Origin of the sequence: Nitrosomonas sp., assembly GCF_040240425.1 — a bacterium.
Classification (GTDB): Bacteria; Pseudomonadota; Gammaproteobacteria; order Burkholderiales; family Nitrosomonadaceae; genus Nitrosomonas.
This window is the reverse complement of the sequence record NZ_QPHG01000001.1, coordinates 70,415-87,024: the sequence shown is the minus strand read 5'-3', so window position 1 is coordinate 87,024 and position 16,610 is coordinate 70,415. Positions and strand designations below refer to the sequence as shown.

At 51.5% G+C, this 16,610-nt stretch carries 15 protein-coding genes and 1 pseudogene; 5 read left to right on the top strand and 11 right to left on the bottom strand.

Going from position 1 to position 16,610, the window contains the following annotated elements:
• Positions 1 to 53: 53 nt before the first annotated feature.
• Entirely contained in the window at positions 54 to 1,256 is a 1,203-nt protein-coding gene (gene tyrS / locus DU481_RS00325; protein WP_350131220.1) for a tyrosine--tRNA ligase, read from the bottom strand.
• A 155-nt stretch (positions 1,257 to 1,411) separates the two neighbouring features.
• On the opposite strand from tyrS, the gene DU481_RS00320 reads away from it, so the two are divergent.
• The gene (locus DU481_RS00320) at positions 1,412 to 2,746 is read left to right on the top strand and encodes a peptidoglycan DD-metalloendopeptidase family protein (RefSeq protein WP_350131218.1); all 1,335 of its coding nucleotides are present in this window, start codon (positions 1,412 to 1,414) and stop codon (positions 2,744 to 2,746) included.
• Between the two features lie 76 nt (positions 2,747 to 2,822).
• Positions 2,823 to 3,923, top strand: coding sequence for an anhydro-N-acetylmuramic acid kinase (locus tag DU481_RS00315; RefSeq protein WP_350131216.1), 1,101 nt, complete (start codon positions 2,823 to 2,825; stop codon positions 3,921 to 3,923).
• Between the two features lie 32 nt (positions 3,924 to 3,955).
• Here DU481_RS00315 and erpA read toward each other — a convergent pair whose 3' ends face one another.
• The 6 genes from erpA to rplM form a co-directional block, all read right to left on the bottom strand.
• Positions 3,956 to 4,300, bottom strand: coding sequence for an iron-sulfur cluster insertion protein ErpA (gene erpA / locus DU481_RS00310; protein WP_090317411.1), 345 nt, complete (start codon positions 4,298 to 4,300; stop codon positions 3,956 to 3,958).
• A 55-nt stretch (positions 4,301 to 4,355) separates the two neighbouring features.
• The gene (locus DU481_RS00305) at positions 4,356 to 4,817 is read right to left on the bottom strand and encodes a bactofilin family protein (protein ID WP_121165653.1); all 462 of its coding nucleotides are present in this window, start codon (positions 4,815 to 4,817) and stop codon (positions 4,356 to 4,358) included.
• 12 nt (positions 4,818 to 4,829) lie between these two features.
• On the bottom strand, positions 4,830 to 5,564 hold the full coding sequence (locus DU481_RS00300; RefSeq protein ID WP_350131214.1) for a DUF6776 family protein: 735 nt from the start codon (positions 5,562 to 5,564) through the stop codon (positions 4,830 to 4,832).
• A gap of 61 nt (positions 5,565 to 5,625) precedes the next feature.
• Complete coding sequence (argC, locus tag DU481_RS00295; RefSeq protein WP_350131212.1) at positions 5,626 to 6,654, bottom strand: N-acetyl-gamma-glutamyl-phosphate reductase; 1,029 nt, start codon at positions 6,652 to 6,654, stop codon at positions 5,626 to 5,628.
• 105 nt (positions 6,655 to 6,759) lie between these two features.
• A complete protein-coding gene (gene rpsI, locus DU481_RS00290; RefSeq protein WP_090317401.1) occupies positions 6,760 to 7,152 on the bottom strand; it encodes a 30S ribosomal protein S9 in 393 nt (130 codons plus the stop codon).
• A 4-nt stretch (positions 7,153 to 7,156) separates the two neighbouring features.
• Positions 7,157 to 7,591: a 50S ribosomal protein L13 gene (rplM, locus tag DU481_RS00285; RefSeq protein WP_350131210.1), complete on the bottom strand. Its 435-nt coding sequence runs from the start codon at positions 7,589 to 7,591 to the stop codon at positions 7,157 to 7,159.
• A gap of 236 nt (positions 7,592 to 7,827) precedes the next feature.
• Here rplM and DU481_RS00280 point away from each other — a divergent pair, with 236 nt between their 5' ends.
• Positions 7,828 to 9,540 (top strand): glutamine--tRNA ligase/YqeY domain fusion protein, encoded by a 1,713-nt coding sequence (locus DU481_RS00280; protein ID WP_350131208.1) that lies wholly within the window; start codon positions 7,828 to 7,830, stop codon positions 9,538 to 9,540.
• A gap of 45 nt (positions 9,541 to 9,585) precedes the next feature.
• Entirely contained in the window at positions 9,586 to 9,846 is a 261-nt protein-coding gene (locus DU481_RS00275; protein ID WP_108697314.1) for a DUF5062 family protein, read from the top strand.
• A 291-nt stretch (positions 9,847 to 10,137) separates the two neighbouring features.
• Here DU481_RS00275 and DU481_RS00270 read toward each other — a convergent pair whose 3' ends face one another.
• A complete protein-coding gene (locus DU481_RS00270; RefSeq protein ID WP_350131206.1) occupies positions 10,138 to 10,305 on the bottom strand; it encodes a hypothetical protein in 168 nt (55 codons plus the stop codon).
• Positions 10,306 to 10,478: 173 nt separating this feature from the next.
• Positions 10,479 to 11,189: a TetR/AcrR family transcriptional regulator gene (locus DU481_RS00265; RefSeq protein ID WP_350131204.1), complete on the bottom strand. Its 711-nt coding sequence runs from the start codon at positions 11,187 to 11,189 to the stop codon at positions 10,479 to 10,481.
• Between the two features lie 462 nt (positions 11,190 to 11,651).
• On the opposite strand from DU481_RS00265, the gene DU481_RS00260 reads away from it, so the two are divergent.
• Positions 11,652 to 12,359, top strand: coding sequence for a PEP-CTERM sorting domain-containing protein (locus tag DU481_RS00260; protein ID WP_350131202.1), 708 nt, complete (start codon positions 11,652 to 11,654; stop codon positions 12,357 to 12,359).
• A 110-nt stretch (positions 12,360 to 12,469) separates the two neighbouring features.
• Here DU481_RS00260 and DU481_RS00255 read toward each other — a convergent pair.
• Both DU481_RS00255 and DU481_RS00250 read right to left on the bottom strand, forming a co-directional pair.
• Positions 12,470 to 13,471: pseudogene (locus DU481_RS00255) on the bottom strand (helix-hairpin-helix domain-containing protein); the annotation flags it as partial.
• 325 nt (positions 13,472 to 13,796) lie between these two features.
• Entirely contained in the window at positions 13,797 to 16,547 is a 2,751-nt protein-coding gene (locus DU481_RS00250) for an autotransporter-associated beta strand repeat-containing protein (RefSeq protein ID WP_350131200.1), read from the bottom strand.
• Positions 16,548 to 16,610: the final 63 nt, after the last annotated feature.

The following is a 16,610-nucleotide window of genomic DNA, read 5'->3' as shown; positions in this document are numbered from 1 at the left end:
CGCGCAGTATAGCGGGTTCTTCCCGAGCATGCAAATTATTCGCAACCGGCGAGTTACTGAATGATGGCTTTGGCGAACTTTCGTTTGCCGACCTGAATAACGACGGATTCTCCCCGTTTAATTTTAGTGGATTTATCTTCTACCTTTTCGCCATCCAATTTGACCGCGCCTTGTTCGATCATGCGCAGCGCTTCGCTGGTGCTGGCAGTCAATCCGGCTTGTTTTAATAATTGCACCAGTGGAATTTCGCCATCCGTGGTTGCGATGACTTTTTCCGGTATTTCGTCGGGCAGGGCGCCGTGTCGAAAGCGTGCTTCAAAATCGGCCAGCGCTTCTTCGGCAGCTTGCTGACTATGAAAGCGCGCGACAATTTCCTGTGCGAGTTTGACCTTGATGTCGCGCGGATTACGGCCATTTTCGACTTCTTCGCGCCATGTACGGATGGTTTGCAGCGATTCGAAGGACAGTAATTCGAGATAACGCCACATCAGTTGATCCGATACCGACATCAGCTTACCGAAGATTTCTTTTGGACTCTCCGTGATGCCGACATAATTATTCAGCGACTTGGACATTTTATTGACGCCATCGAGTCCTTCCAGCAGCGGCATCATGAGAATGCATTGCTGCGGTTGGCCGAAGTGCCTTTGTAACTCCCGCCCCATCAGCAGGTTGAATTTTTGATCAGTGCCGCCTAACTCCAGATCCGCTTTCAGTGCGACGGAATCGTATCCCTGTATCAAAGGATAGAGAAATTCATGAATGGCGATGGGCTGGTTGTTGCGGTAGCGTTTATCGAAATCATCCCGTTCCAGCATGCGTGCGACGGTATGCGTTGCGGCGAGTTTGATCAGATCGGCGGCGTTCAGCTTATCCATCCAGGTGGAGTTGAAAACGACCTCGGTTTGTTCCTGTTTCAATATTTTGAAAACCTGGGTGGTATAGGATTGGGCATTTTCCGCGACTTGTTCCCGTGTCAGGGGCGGACGGGTGCTGTTCTTTCCGCTGGGGTCGCCGATCATGCCGGTGAAATCGCCGATCAGGAACAGAATATGATGCCCCATATCCTGTAACTGACGTAATTTATTCAGTAAAACCGTGTGCCCGAGGTGCAAATCCGGGGCTGTCGGGTCGAATCCTGCTTTAACCCGCAGCGGATTTCCAGAAATAAGCTTACTTTCCAGCTCTGTTTCCACTAATAGTTCGTGACTGCCGCGTTTTATAATTTCAAGATCAGATAATATTGATTTTTTCACGATATTGCTAAATTTATGATTTTTATTAAGATTTGTGTAATTAAAGAGAATTTATTAGTACAATATTAGTTGTTTCCTAGTACAAATTAACTATTTTCGTGTTAGACTCGCGCCTGTTTGCAAAAATGATACAAATGACTGGAGGTACTTCATAGATGCTATATACGCCTATTAGCAATAAACAAGGGATTCTAGCTCAAAAATCATCAAAACTAACAAAAAAATCAATTCGCTGGCTGGTAGCTTTATCCAGCATACCACTGTTCGGTATAGTCACTGCTTTCGGTATTGCACCTAATTCCCCCTCATTTGAAGAAATCCAAGTCGAAGAAGTCGTTCTGGATATATCTATTCCAGAGGCTATTGCTGAGACTCAAGCGAATCAAACCTTTTGGCGCCAGGAAAATATTCGCCGGGGTGATACGATCGCAGCGATCTTAAACCGTCTGGACGTGAGTAATCAGGATTCAACGGATTTTCTGCAGGCTGCGCGTGGAAGCCGCGCGATGCGTCAATTGAAACCGGGGCAAACCGTTTATGCGCAAACCACAGCGGACGGTGAGCTGTTAACGTTGCGTTATTTCTTCGGTAATGAAGAACTGTTTTTGATGGAAAAAACAGATGATGCATTCAAAATGACCGAACAGCCGGTCGAGCTGGATACGCGGGTTCATATGAAGTCCGGCGAAATTAACAGCTCACTGTTTGCAGCAACCGATAATGCAGGCATACCCAATAACATCGCGATGCAATTGACTGAAATTTTTGCATCGGAAATCGATTTTTACCGTGATTTACGCCAAGGCGACCGCTTTACTGTCGTCTATGAAACATTTGCTAACGACAATGGCAAGCGTGCCAAAACCGGCCGTGTTTTAGCGGCTGAATTTGTCAATAAAGGCAAATCCCATCAAGCGATATACTTTAAAGCATCCAACGGTGCGGACGGATATTACACTCCAGCAGGGGAAAGTTTACGTAAAGCATTCCTGCTTTCGCCGCTTACTTTTTCGCGCGTCAGTTCCGGTTTTACCAATGCGCGTTTTCATCCCATTCTGAAAGAATGGCGCGCCCATAAAGGCATAGATTATGCTGCGCCGACTGGCACACCGGTTAAGGCGACAGCGAGTGGGATCGTGGCGTTTTCAGGTTCACAAAAGGGATACGGCAATTTGGTTGTGCTGAAGCATAACGGTAAATACGAAACCGCGTATGGGCATTTATCCCGATTTGCCAGTGGAATGAGTAAAGGTAAGCGTATCAGCCAGGGTGACGTGATCGGTTATGTCGGCTCGACCGGCATGGCGACCGGCCCGCACTTGCACTACGAATTGCGTATCGACGGTGTGCAGCGCGATCCGACCAACGTAGTGCTGCCATCGGCACCGCCGATAGCAAAACGGGATTTGAATACTTTCCAGAAGGAAACCCATGCGCTGGTTGCACGTTTGAACATCATGCGTAATATTCATCTCGCTGTGTTGGAATAATTCCGGCTGGTCATCACGGACGGCGGTATTGACCTAACACCGCCGTCATCAACTCTGCTTTAAGCATCGAAAATCGTTGGAATCCGCTTACTATATCGGCATCATGTCCGGCACCAGTCTGGACGGTGTGGATGCCGCTCTGGTTGATTTCAGTGCGGCCGCACCGGTGCTGCTGCGAACCTTTTTTTGTCCGTACGATGACGAATTGCGCGAACAGCTATTGGCGCTGCATCAACCCGGTCATGATGAACTGAATCGCGCGGCTATTCTCAGTAACCAACTGTCTTCCCTGTATGCACAAGCCACTGCGGGGGTGCTGGAAAACACCGGCATCGCAGCGCGGCAAATTACAGCTATCGGATGCCATGGCCAAACGATCCGGCATTGTCCCGAAACCGGTAAAAATTACACCATCCAGCTCATCAACGCCGCATTGCTGGCGGAACTGACGCAGATTACCGTTGTTGCCGATTTCAGAAGCCGCGATATTGCGGCGGGCGGGCAGGGCGCGCCATTGGTTCCGGCGTTTCATCATGCTGTTTTTAAACATGCCGGTCATCATCGCGTCATCGTCAATATTGGCGGTATCGCGAACATCACTCGCCTTGATCATCGTCAACCAGTCAGTGGTTTCGATTGCGGCCCCGGCAATTTACTAATGGATGCCTGGTGCTCGCGTCATACCGGAAATACGTATGACAAAGATGGGCAATGGGCGGCTAGCGGCTGCATCATTCCCGCGTTGCTGGAGCGCTTCTTGTCCGAGGACTTTTTTGCCCGTAAACCGCCCAAAAGCACCGGCAGGGATCTGTTTAATCTGCATTGGCTGGAACAAAAGCTATGCGGTGACGAAGCGCCGCGCGATGTACAGGCCACTTTGCTGCAATTGACGGCAACGACGATTGCGCGGTCGATACAGGAACATTGCCCGGCGGCTGAAGAAATCTATTTGTGTGGCGGCGGGGCGCATAATGCGACGCTGGTTGATCACCTGACCGTTAGCATGCCGGGAAAGATTGTGGCTTTGACCGATCAACTGGGTGTTGCGGCCGATTGGGTGGAAGCATTTGCATTTGCCTGGCTGGCGCACCAGGCTATTGTGCGGAAAGCGGGTAGTTTGGCGGAAGTGACCGGCGCTAAAGGAAACCGAATTCTAGGCGCGATTTATCCCGCTTGAACGGCGGCTCGATTAGCACTGCAACGTGAAATTTATACCGAGAACGACGAACCGCAACCGCATGTGCTGCTAGCGCCAGGGTTTTTGATAACAAACTGAGCGCCTTTTATATTTTCCTGATAATCAATCTCAGCGCCGATCAGATACTGAAAACTCATCGGATCGACCAGCAGTTTGACGCCGTTTTTCTCCATGATGGTGTCATCTTCGTTGATGGTCTCATCAAAGGTAAAACCATACTGGAAGCCCGAGCAGCCGCCGCCGCTGACAAAGACCCTGAGTTTGAGATTATTGTTGCCTTCTTCGTCAATCAATTGTTTGACTTTAAAAGCCGCATTTTCAGTAAATAAAAGCGGGGTGTGATTTTCAGTGCTCATATTTGTTTTATCCTCATAATTTTTTCAGTATAGCAAACATCCGGCGGCTTGCTGGCTATGATGCTTCCTTTTCTACCGCTATGTGCGGCTGATCAGCCGAGGGTGGCAATAATGTTATCATTTTCTCGAGCTGTTGCGCATTCCCGGATTCCGGTTTGTTGTGATGGAGCATTTTTCCGTCAACGGAAGCACCGAGTTGGATCTCTATCGAACCGTATTGCACATCGCCATATACTTTTGCTTTTTCCTGTAATTCCAAATATCCGGCTGCATCGATAGGGCCGGTTACCGTACCGTTGATGACAACATTAGCAGCCTTTATTTTCCCTTCGATGCGGCCTTCGGTACTGAGAACCAAGGTGCTGTGCTCGTCATCGGTTGCAATGACATTGCCGGTAATATGTCCGTCAATCCGCAGGCCGCCGGTGAAATGGATATCGCCTGTGATATTTGTGTTTGCGCCAATCAAGGTATCGATATGATGATGGAGCTGGTTTTTCTTTTTTCTACCGAACATATTCTTTCTCCTTCACGATGCCGGTTGGACAGTCTCAGTGACGATAGGTTTTTTGTCGCCATTTTTGTAAATTTGCACTTGAATGCTTTCTACGCTGGTATCTGGTGATACTTGGAAATGCTCTTCCAGCCGATGAATGAATTTGAAGCTGATCGGAAAATCCTGCTTGGAATTCTTGTTGACCAGCGGTATTACTTTACTTTGACCCTTCTGCAGCAATTTTACTTTGAACCTTAAGTTCCCCTTGAAATCATTCGGTCTTTCTCCGCCCTGGATGAGTGTTAGCGCGTAGCGGTACTGCCCCGGTGTTTGTGTTTCTTTCAGGTTGAATTGATAAATGGAAATACCGCTTTTTGTATTGTTGGCGACAAGATTGTGGAAAAACTCCAGTTTTTCCTTGAGATGGTCATTTTCGGCAGCGAGTGACTTTACTTCTTCGGCGAGGTTTTGGTTAGCGGTATTGCTGATTTGTACTTGTTGAATCAAATCACCAATCTGCGTGCACAATTTTTGTTTCTTGGTTTGCCGGCAACCGCCTGGATCAAATAGATACGACGTTTTCTCCTCGATCCTATCGTCCAGCTCATCTACTGAGTGCCTGCCTGCTTCGTACATGCCCCAGGAGAGCGCAGCCAGTAAGGAGCAGACTATTGCAGTGACTGCTAGGTAGAATTGCCATGAACGGTGCGGGCGTACGACAACGCGCTGGGAGAGAATCTGCGGTTTTTTCTGGAAAAGCTTGGACACTGCTAAGCGCCCTGCCGATACAAGTTCGATTTATCCGTGAAGACCGGAGTATTCAGCATGTTCAAGGCAGGAGCGGAACCTGATTGATGCCGAGTGTTTCAGGCAAGCCGAACATGATGTTCATGTTTTGTATTGCTTGCCCTGCCGCACCTTTGACCAGATTATCGGTTACTGACAAGATTACGACGGTATCGCTGTTTTGCGGTTGGTGCACGGCGATGCGGCAAAGGTTGGAACCGCGCACGGAGCGGGTTTCCGGGTGCTTGCCAGCGGGCAGTACATCGACAAACGCTTCGTTTTGGTAACGTTTCTCGTATAGCGCTTGTAAATCCACTTGTTTGGTCAGCTTGGCGTAAAGTGTTGCATGAATGCCGCGAATCATCGGTACCAGATGAGGAACAAATGTCAAACCGACTGGTTTTTTGGCCACATTGGAAAGCCCTTGTTTAATCTCCGGTAGATGCCGGTGTCCCGGAACACCGTAAGCTTTGAAATTATCCGATGCTTCGGCATGCAGGGTATGTACTTCGGCTTTTCGTCCGGCACCGGAAACGCCGGATTTGACATCGGCGATCAGATGTTTGATATCGACCACACCGGCTTCGATCAGCGGCAGGAAGCCCAGTTGCACGGCTGTTGGATAACAACCCGGATTGGCGATCAGGCGGGCATCCTTGACTTGGTCGCGGTTAATTTCCGGTAAGCCGTATACAGCCTCGGCAACCAGATTAGGACAAGCATGCTGCATGCCATACCATTTTTCCCATTCTGCGACATCCTTGATACGAAAATCAGCCGCCAGATCGATGACTTTTACATCCGCTTTCAAAAGGGATTCCGCTTGCTGCATCGCAATGCCATTTGGTGTGGCAAAAAAAACCACATCGCACTTGGTGAGTTTTGCGTCAGCAGGATCGCTGAATTTGAGGTCGATATGTCCGCGCAGATTGGTGAATAATTCGGCGACACTCATGCCTGCTTCGCTGCGCGATGTTATCGCCTTGATTTTCGCTTTGGGATGTTGCGCCAGTAAGCGCAATAGCTCTACGCCTGTGTAACCGGTTCCACCGACAATGCCGACATTGATCATCGTAACTCCAGAGATATTTCTTCGGTATAGGTTTTACTTATTTGTTATCCAATAAAAAAGCCGCCCGGAAAGAGGCGGCTTTTTGATAATCCCTGCGATAAAAAATTATCGTTTAGAGAATTGTTTGCGTCGCCGGGCTTTCCGCAAGCCAACTTTTTTCCTTTCCACTTCACGTGCATCGCGGGTAACCAGTCCTGCTTTACTGAGGACAGATTTTAAAGCTGAGTCATAATCAATCAATGCACGCGTAATACCATGACGTACTGCACCAGCCTGACCGGATTCGCCGCCGCCATGAATGTTTACCATAATATCAAAAGTATTGGCATTATTTGTAAGTTCCAGCGGTTGTTTCGCAATCATGCGACCCGTTTCGCGGGAGAAGTACACATCAATCGGTTTATCGTTGATGATAATCGCACCTTTTCCCGGTTTGATAAAAACACGAGCGACAGCGCTTTTACGCCGGCCAGTACCATAATTATATTGAGTAGCCATAGTATTATGCTCTAATTTCAAGTGGTTTTGGTTGTTGAGCGGCGTGTGGGTGCGTATCGCCAGCATATATTTTCAATTTCTTGAGCATCGCATATCCCAGCGGTCCCTTGGGCAGCATGCCTTTGACAGCTTTTTCAAGCGGACGGGTTGGAAAACGCGCGTGCATTTTTTTGAAACTGGTTGCGTAGATTCCGCCTGGATAACCGCTATGGCGATAATAAATTTTACCTTCCGCTTTATTGCCCGTGACACGCAATTTGTCGGCATTGACTACAACGATATAATCGCCGGTATCAACGTGCGGTGTATAAATGGGTTTATGTTTGCCGCGTAAGCGGTAAGCAATCTGCGAAGCAAGGCGGCCCAAAACTTTATCGGTCGCGTCAATGACAAACCAGTCATGATTTACTTCGTGTGGTTTGGCTGAAAATGTTTTCACAAAAACCTGTCCTGCGTATTCAAAAAGAGCCGCGAATTTTAAGTCAGGGATCAACAAAAGTCAAATATAGAATGCGTTATTTGATGCCGGGTTGGCGTATTTTTGCAGTAAACCGCAAGTCAGCACGGCTTACCGAAGAATGATGGATTTTAAACCAATCGCCGCTATAATCTCATCCTATAAGGGATGACAAGCATTCCACCTTAACGTATCAATCACATACCGAGAGACCCGCTTTGAAAGAAAAACCAGAAACCAATCCTTCCGTTGACGCCACTCCGGCCAATTTCATCCGCAATATTATCGACGAAGATAACCGCAGCGGTAAATGGAACGGGCGTGTGGAAACGCGTTTCCCGCCCGAGCCCAATGGCTATTTGCACATCGGTCACGCCAAGAGCATTTGCCTGAATTTCGGTATCGCGCATGATTACGGCGGGGTGTGTCATTTGCGTTTCGACGATACCAATCCGGAAAAGGAGGCGCAGGAATATGTCGATTCTATTTGCGACAGCGTGTCATGGCTGGGGTTTGATTGGGGCAAGCACCGGTATTATTCATCCGATTACTTCGATCAACTGTACGAATTTGCCGAGTATCTGATCACTCAGGATAAAGCCTACGTCGAGAGCCTCTCTGCTGAGGAAATCCGCGAGTACCGCGGCACACTTGTTCATCCCGGGAAAAACAGCCCTTACCGTGACCGCCCGGCTGCAGAAAGCCTGGATTTATTCCGCCGCATGAAAGCCGGTGAGTTTCCCGACGGTCAATACGTGCTGCGCGCCAAGATCGACATGGCATCGCCCAACATCAACATGCGCGACCCGGTGATTTACCGCATCCGTCACGTGCATCACCAGCGCACCGGTAATCAATGGTGCATTTACCCGATGTACGATTACACGCATTGTATTTCCGACGCATTGGAACGCATCACGCACTCCCTGTGCACTTTGGAATTTGAAGATCACCGTCCGTTGTACGATTGGGTGCTGGATCAACTGGCGGATAAAGTGCCATGCCATCCGCAGCAAATCGAATTCGCCCGGCTCAATCTGACCTACACGGTCATGAGCAAGCGCAAACTGATTGAATTGGTGGAGAGTAAGCTGGTCGACGGCTGGGACGATCCGCGCTTGAGCACACTCGCCGGTGTGCGCCGCCGCGGCTTTACGCCGCGTGCAATCCGTTTGTTTGCCGAGCGCATCGGCATCAGCAAGGCCGATTCCTGGATCGACATGAGCATATTGGAAGATTGCCTGCGCGAGGACTTGAACGAACATGCGCCGCGCCGTGTTGCCGTTCTGAAGCCGCTCAAACTGATCATCGACAACTATCCGGAAGATCAGCAAGAAGACTGCTTTGCGCCGAATCACCCGCAAAAACCGGAATGGGGCAAACGCACGATCCCGTTTTCCAAAGTGCTGTACATCGAACGCGACGATTTCATGGAGGTGCCCGCCAAGGGCTACTTCCGCTTGTCTCCCGGCGCGGAAGTGCGGCTGCGCTATGCCTTCATCGTCAAATGCGTGCAAGTCGATAAAAATGCGCAAGGTGATATAGAAGCGATTCATTGTACTTACGATCCCGATACCAAAAGCGGAACGCCCGGCGCGGATAGCCGCAAAGTCAAAGGCAATATCCATTGGCTCTCGGCCAAGCATGCGCAAGTGGCGGAAGTGCGCTTGTACGACCGCTTGTTTACCGATCCCCATCCGGATAGCGGCGACAAGGATTACAAAACCGCGTTGAATCCCGGATCGAAACAAATCATCACCGCGTATGTGGAACAATCGCTGTGCGATGCGCAACCGGAACAAAGCTTCCAGTTCGAGCGTAACGGCTATTTTGTCGCCGACCGGCTCGATATGAAACCCGGTAAGCCGGTGTTCAATCGTGCGGTGACGTTGCGCGATTCGTGGGGGAAGGCTGTGGCTTCAAGTGTGTAAGGGGACAAAACAGAACCGGACAACCGGGCATTAACGAGGGTCGCCATGAAAAAACTGAAAAATGAAGCTGCTTTATTCAAGGAAGCCATGCTTGCGGGCGTGAAGTATGCGGAAGGGCGGGGTGTGGTGCAATTTGAAGCGACCGATTCGGCGAGTGAGAAATTGCTCTACATTTATCGCTTGCTGGTACACGATAAAGTTATGCAACCCTTACCGGAAGATCAAGTCGCCGAGAAAACCATGCGGCATAAGCTTACCTTGTGGTATGCCAAACAACTGCCAAAAGATCATCCGTTGTTGAAGTGATAGCTAATAGAGATGTCTCACAGGGAAAGAAGATTGCACAGGATGGATAACTTGTTGCAGCGATCAGATCGTGAATCAAGAATGAAGAAGTAAAAATTTTCTTAATTCACGATCTTTGTTTCTTAATTACTTCGGTGCTTCCTTTTTAGGTTTTTTCGCTTCCTTGTTTTTGCGTTGCTGTCCTTTGGCCATGATCGTCTCCTTGTGTGATGATTGTTACATCATAAACTGAATGACAGTGCTTGTGTTGCTGTGCATGCTATCGTGCGTGTGTGCTTTTTGGCTGTGCTGTCAGTCGATATAAAACAATCCCCGTTGCCGGGTCATTTTCCAATCGGTGTGGCCGTTCTGGCGGCATACGCCGTAGCGGAAAGAGGGCGGTAATTCCGGGAATTTGAAGCGCAGATCGTAGAACCAGGCGCATTGGCCTTGTTCCGAAATATCGATACGCTCCAGCACCGGGAGCTGGGCAAATGCGCGTAAGCCTTGAAGCGAGCCAAGCCAATAACCATGCCCATAGCGGCAGCAGGATCAGCGAATGCGTCGGACCCTGATGCCAGTTGAGTGTGCCGATCAGCCGCAGCCCGCGCCAGCAGAGCACTGCTTAAGGCATGCGTGATGCGATCCACGGTTTAACCGGATTTCGCATGCCTTTCATGTGCTATTGGTTCGGTCAACGGTGAGGATTCAAACGATTCCGGGATTTCATGGGTGGCGTGTGTTTCTGAGGCGGCGCTGACTGCGGTATCTTGATGCGGGGTGCTATAAACCAGATGATCCAGGGATTCCGCATACTTCAGTTTGTGCGCCAGAAAATCGTGTGTGTTTTGCGAATTTTCCGAGTCATCCTGCATCCAGTAAGCGAATGTCGCCAGGTAAATCGTGGTCAGCGCGGTTTCTTCCAATGCGCGGCGCACAAAGGTGGCATCGCGTTGCGCGGCTTCGCGCATCCATTGCACGGTGCGGCTGACGCGCATGATGGCGGGAATCTGGATATGCAGATGGCCGGGTTCCAGTTTGGCGCCGATCATCTGCCGCGTGACCTTGCGGTGCGCGGTCAAGGCATCCAACCAGGTCATGATGAGCAACTGCAAGCGCTCGCGTGGCGGCAGCGACATAAATTCAACCGTTTCCGCCGCCCGTAACATCCGGCTGTCGGCCCGGTCGAACCAGGCATCTACCAGATCCTCCTTTTCGCGGAAATGAATCCGGATTTCATCCAGTTCAATATCGAGTTCCGCCGCTACATCAAACAACCGTACCGCTTCCCAGTTAGAACGTTCCGCGATGGCGATTGCCGTATCCACAATTGCTTCACGTAAATCAAGCTTACTTTTTTTCATCTCGATCCTCCACATAGCGTTAACAGGAGTGGCGTGACGCGATGCCGTTTTTACTATAGCACACTCAAAAATGCGATGTGATGCTGCCACGGATATTCAGCCATAGCTGAGCGCTGAGTGGTGCTGACATGGCTGACGACGATCAGTGATTACCCATAATAATGACAAATATCCTGGTAAAAAAGGGCAGTGTGAACTATGGCTATCTTATTGTTCTAACGCTTATTATGGAAAGGCGCTTATTTTTATGGCCATTCATCCGGTAAACCAGTGTTTATTTTTCCTACATGCTTGTAACTTGATGAATGTATAATTTATTTCGCATTGCTGCCGTGAAATTTGACACTCGGCATTTTGCAAAAAACTTTTTTAAATGATGAGACGGGTGATCGTTAGATCGCGTGCGCCTCGGCACAATAATAGTACTCGTCGCATCGGATTATGGATGAGGAGAAATACATTATGAAAGCTAAATCGCTTTTATTACAAACAACACTGGCGGGAGCCGCCGTATTGCTGGCCGCATCGGCTCAGGCTTCTGTTCTGACTTTTGATTTGAATCCAGATGTGCCGGATTTTGGCGATATTCCCGGCAACTATGGCGATAATGTGAATGCCGCAAGCGATGCGGTGGGGTCGTATTTGATGGGTAATGGTTATACACCCAATGTGACGACCGAATATCGCACATGGCAGATCAGCACCAATACGGTGGCTTACAATAATCTGGATTTTTGGGCTACAGGTTACGGCGATCTGACAAACGTTGCTTTTAGTGTGGTCAGTGGCGATCATTTCGCGGAAATCACCCTGGTGCCCGAACCCGGCTGGGCGATTCGCTTGAACAGCTTTGATATAGCCGGTTACCCTGTTAGCGATCATCCTAATTCTCAAGTGCGGATTTTGGATGGCACCAGCAATACGGTATTGATCGATTATTCACCGTTGACAATCCTGGGATCGGGCGGTACACACAGCTCATTCACTCCCGGTTTGACGTATAACGGTCCTCTGTCGATTCGTTTCGGCTATAACGATTGGAACGTCGGTATCGACAATATCAATTTCGATCAAGTGGCTGCCGTACCCGAACCCGAAACCTATGCGATGCTGCTGGCAGGACTGGGATTGATCGGATTCATGGCGCGGCGCGGAAAGCAAAGCGTTTAAACTGGCTTTGCCGCGTTTAAAGACAACCCCGTCCGAGTGACGGGGTTTGTTTTTGTGCTAGAGCTGGTTTTATCAAGAAGAAAATTCTATAGCGTAAGAGAGCAAGTGTTTCAAGCGTGGCTGCCGGAAGTCCGGTCAAGCCGCATCGTCAATGCAATCCTTCTGCGCTTTTCATCCACTTCCACCACCTTGACGGTGACGACTTGACCGGCTTTCACGACGCTGTGCGGGTCTTTGACGAACTTGTCCGCCAGCGCCGAGATATGCACCAAACCGTCCTGATGCACACCGATGTCGACGAACGCGCCGAACGCCGCGACGTTGGTGACAACGCCTTCGAGCACCATGCCGGGGTGCAGGTCTTTCATCGTTTCGATGCCTTCCTTGAAAGTGGCGGTTTTAAACGTGGAGCGCGGGTCGCGGCCGGGTTTTTCCAGTTCGTGCAGGATGTCTTTCACGGTCGGCAGGCCGAATTGCCCGGTGGCGTAGCGTTCCGGGCAGATGGTTTTCAGTACGGCGCTGTTGCCGATCAATGCCGTGACATTGAGTTTTATGTCATTGAGAATTCGTTCCACCAGTGGGTACGATTCCGGGTGCACGGCGGAGGCGTCGAGCGGGTTGGCGCCGTTCGGTATGCGCAGGAATCCGGCGGCCTGCTCGAAAGTTTTCTCGCCTAACCCCGGTACTTTCAGCAACTCGGCGCGCTTGGCGAAGCGGCCTTTGCCGTCGCGGTAAGCGACGATATTGTGCGCGATTTTGCTGCTCAGTCCGGCGACGTAACGCAGCAACGCCGGGGAGGCGGTGTTGACATCGACACCGACGGCGTTGACGCTGTCTTCTACCACCGCGTCGAGCGATTGCGCCAGCTGGTTTTGATTGACGTCATGCTGATACTGGCCGACGCCGATCGATTTCGGATCGATCTTGACCAGTTCGGCCAGCGGGTCCTGCAGGCGCCGCGCGATCGACACCGCGCCGCGCAACGATACGTCCAAATCCGGTAACTCTTCCGACGCGAGCTCGGATGCGGAATACACCGACGCACCGGCCTCCGACACCATGATCGACGTGAGCTTGAGTTGCGGATAACGCTTGATCAGCTCCTTCGCCAGTTAATAATCGGGTACGTTTGTGTATATTCATCTACAGTATTCTCCTGAATACTGTAAACAACGCTAGAAATTCTTACATATCGAAGCATTAATGAAAGAGCTTGGGTAGGTGGTGGGGTTGGAGGCTTACGTAGGAAGGTCATGGGAGCCGGATGTTCTTTTGTCGAATGCATCATCACGCCCCTGCGACGTCGCAGGGAAAATTCGTGCGACGTCGTGTTCAGCTCTCGCGGGCACTGTGGGTCTGCGAGTTCGCTTCAGCGGGGTTTCGGGGTTTTGAAGGCCGAAGGAGCCTGGGGATCAAGGTCCGGACCGCTGAATTCCGTTAGCGGGACGTGTGTCTCCGCCGCCGGTTGACCAGAAGCACTATCCCCGTGCCGAGGCATAAGGTAGCAAGAGTGTTGGGTTCCGGCACGGCCGTCATGACGGAGATTTCGCCAGTGGAGTAGAGGGCGGATATGTCCCAACGGAGGTCGGAAGGCAGAGCGGGCAGGCTGATGGACGAGAACATGCCGTGCGAGGAGCCGCGGAAGTCAAAAAGATCAAAGCTCTCGCCCTGTGTCGCCGACATCGAAGCATCGAGCCAGGAGATCAGGAGCTTGCCGTCGAGATCCGCGGCGCCGTAGACGGTAATGTGATCGGAGGCAAGGCTGCCGAGTCCCATCACCAACCCGTTGGTCGAATGGAGCACTAGATTGCCCTCGAAGGTGACGCTGGCGGCCGGGGAGCTGCCGTCCCCGGGCGCGTAGGCGCCTGTGAAGCTGACTGTGCCGGGGCCAGTGAAGTTACCTAAACCGAAGACGCCGGCGGTGAAGGCGGTTGTGCCGCCGTCACTGGTGTAGATCTGGCCCTCGTTTTTAGTGAACATCCCCCCGACTGTGACCACGCCGCCCGAGGTGTTCAGAGCGATGTTGTTGGCCGATGTGAGCGACAGGCCGCTGATGTTGCCTGCGCTCGAGAACTCTATCTCGCCGGAGTTCGAGAGCGTGTAGCTCCCGTGAGGATGGGCATCGATGAGGCGGCCACCATTGACGAAGGTGCCGCCGGTGTAGGTGTTCACTCCGGTGAATGTCTGCGTGCCGGCTCCGTCCTTCACGACGCTGCTGCCTCCGGCTTCCGAGATCACGCCGGAGAAGATGGCGTTGGTCGAGCCGTTGATCGTCAGCGTGTTGCCGCTCAACGTCACCAAGCCGCCGCCGGCAAGCGAGCCGATCGTTTGTTGCAATCTGTCACCACCCGTAAAGCTGCCGCCCGCATTCACGGTCAGGTCGGTCGAGGTGGGAAGGGCATTGGACACTAAGGCGACGAGGTTTCCCCCGTTGATCGTGGTCTGCCCCCCGTAGGTCATGTTCCTAGTAAAAAACAGATCTCCGGCTCCGCTTTTCGTGAAGCTGCCGGGGCCGGAGATGCTGCCCCCGACCGATCCCGGATAGGGGGAGCTCGGGTCGCCGAAAAAGACGGTGCCTGAGTTCGCAAACTCGAGGTTGCTGCTGGCGCCGTCGAACCCGTCGAGCCTGTAGTTCCCCTGCGGATGGAGATCGATAAGGCGCCCGTCGTTGTAGATGTGGGTCGTCCCAGACCAAAGACTCACCCCCCAAAAAATAGCCGGACTCCCTGTCCTGGTGAGGGTGCCCGAGCCGAGCAGCACAACGTCGCCGGAGCCTATGATTGAACCCGCATAGGTCCGGTTGTCATTGACGGGGAAGTAGAGCGTCGCTGAGGGAGCAAGAGAATAATCCCCGTGAGGATTGGAATCGAAGAGCCTGCCACCACCGACGGAGGTGCCGCCGGTGTAGGTGTTGTCTCCAGTGAGATGAATATCTCCGGAGCCGGTCTTTATAAGGCGCCCGGCTCCAGTGATCTGGCCTGCAGCGTATGCACTAGCACTACCATCCGCGTTGAAGGTGAGAGACGCGCCACTACTAAGAGTGTAGCTATCGCCCATCGGGATATTCTCGGTCAGGTTGCCGCCGGTGACAAAAACGCCGCCGCCCGCATGGTTGTTTCTACCGGTGAGGATGAGGTTCATCGGCCCGCTCTTAGTGAACGAGTGACTCCCCTGGATCGTATTGGCGTAGGTCATGTTGCTCGTCCGCGTGCTGAGTTCCAGGTCGCCGCCATTGAACGTGAAACCGCTGGTGACGTAGGGGTTATGGAAGGTGGCGAGGACAAGCCGACCACCCTCGACCGCCGTGGAGCCGGTGTAGTAGACGTCTTGCGTCATGGTCAGCGTCCCGTCGCCCGTTTTGACGAAATTGCCTTCGCCATAGATATTGCCGGTGTAGGTGAAGTCACCATAATAGTACGGAATATTGAAACCCGCCGTGGCGCCTGCACGGACATTGTAATCGTTGTATGGGGCGTCCGTGATCAACGTGCCTCCGAACACATTGGTGCCACTGACGATCCCGGGACTTGCGAAAGAAGAATTGATGACGGCCGTGCCGCCCCCATACTTGTTCAGGCTCCCGTTGCTAAGAACGGTGGCGTTGAGGGTGAGCACCGATCCGGTATCAACGTTCAGGTCGGCGTACAACGGCCAAAGGGGCGTTCCAAACGAAATCTGATAGGGGGCATTGATCGTCACCTGTGGGCTGGTGTGGTTTACATTGATAAATAGGCCCGGGGAAAACGTGCCCGTGCTGATGCTGGCTACATTTAGCGTCCAATTCTGGCCAGCGAAGTTCAGCGACGACGGGCTTATGCCGTCGGTTGTCGTGACAATGCCGTTGGAATCAGGGTATCTGTTACCATCGAAATAGAAGGCGTAGGCGCTTTCGTCATTCGACTTAAGGATAAAACTGGGAACGCCGGTTCCTATATCCCAGTGGGTGGCGTCAAAATCATCAGAACCTCCTCCCATCCATGTCGCGTTGATCGCATGGGCACTGGGAGCGAGGGCCAGGGCGGTAATGGTGCTGGCGAAAACGGCGATCCGGGCGAAGGGGCGGCGCCTACCTTCACAATTAAAACTGGTTCGCTCATATTTAATTAAAGGAATAAGCCGTAATCCTTCTTTGCTATCTGGCACAAATTTTGACGAAATTTCTTTTCTAAAATATTCAGGGATTTTCATTCCTTATCCTTTTTGTGTGTAAAGGTTTGCTCCAAACCCACGATTTCCGTAATGTGTAACCAT

Coding starts and splice junctions, on each gene's coding strand:
- DU481_RS00320 (WP_350131218.1), top strand. CDS start 1,412: ATGCTATATACGCCTATTAGCAATAAACAAGGGATTCTAGCTCAAAAA.
- erpA (WP_090317411.1), bottom strand. CDS start 4,300: ATGAGCACTGAAAATCACACCCCGCTTTTATTTACTGAAAATGCGGCT.
- DU481_RS00305 (WP_121165653.1), bottom strand. CDS start 4,817: ATGTTCGGTAGAAAAAAGAAAAACCAGCTCCATCATCATATCGATACC.
- argC (WP_350131212.1), bottom strand. CDS start 6,654: ATGATCAATGTCGGCATTGTCGGTGGAACCGGTTACACAGGCGTAGAG.
- rpsI (WP_090317401.1), bottom strand. CDS start 7,152: ATGGCTACTCAATATAATTATGGTACTGGCCGGCGTAAAAGCGCTGTC.
- DU481_RS00275 (WP_108697314.1), top strand. CDS start 9,586: ATGAAAAAACTGAAAAATGAAGCTGCTTTATTCAAGGAAGCCATGCTT.
- DU481_RS00265 (WP_350131204.1), bottom strand. CDS start 11,189: ATGAAAAAAAGTAAGCTTGATTTACGTGAAGCAATTGTGGATACGGCA.
- DU481_RS00260 (WP_350131202.1), top strand. CDS start 11,652: ATGAAAGCTAAATCGCTTTTATTACAAACAACACTGGCGGGAGCCGCC.
- DU481_RS00250 (WP_350131200.1), bottom strand. CDS start 16,547: ATGAAAATCCCTGAATATTTTAGAAAAGAAATTTCGTCAAAATTTGTG.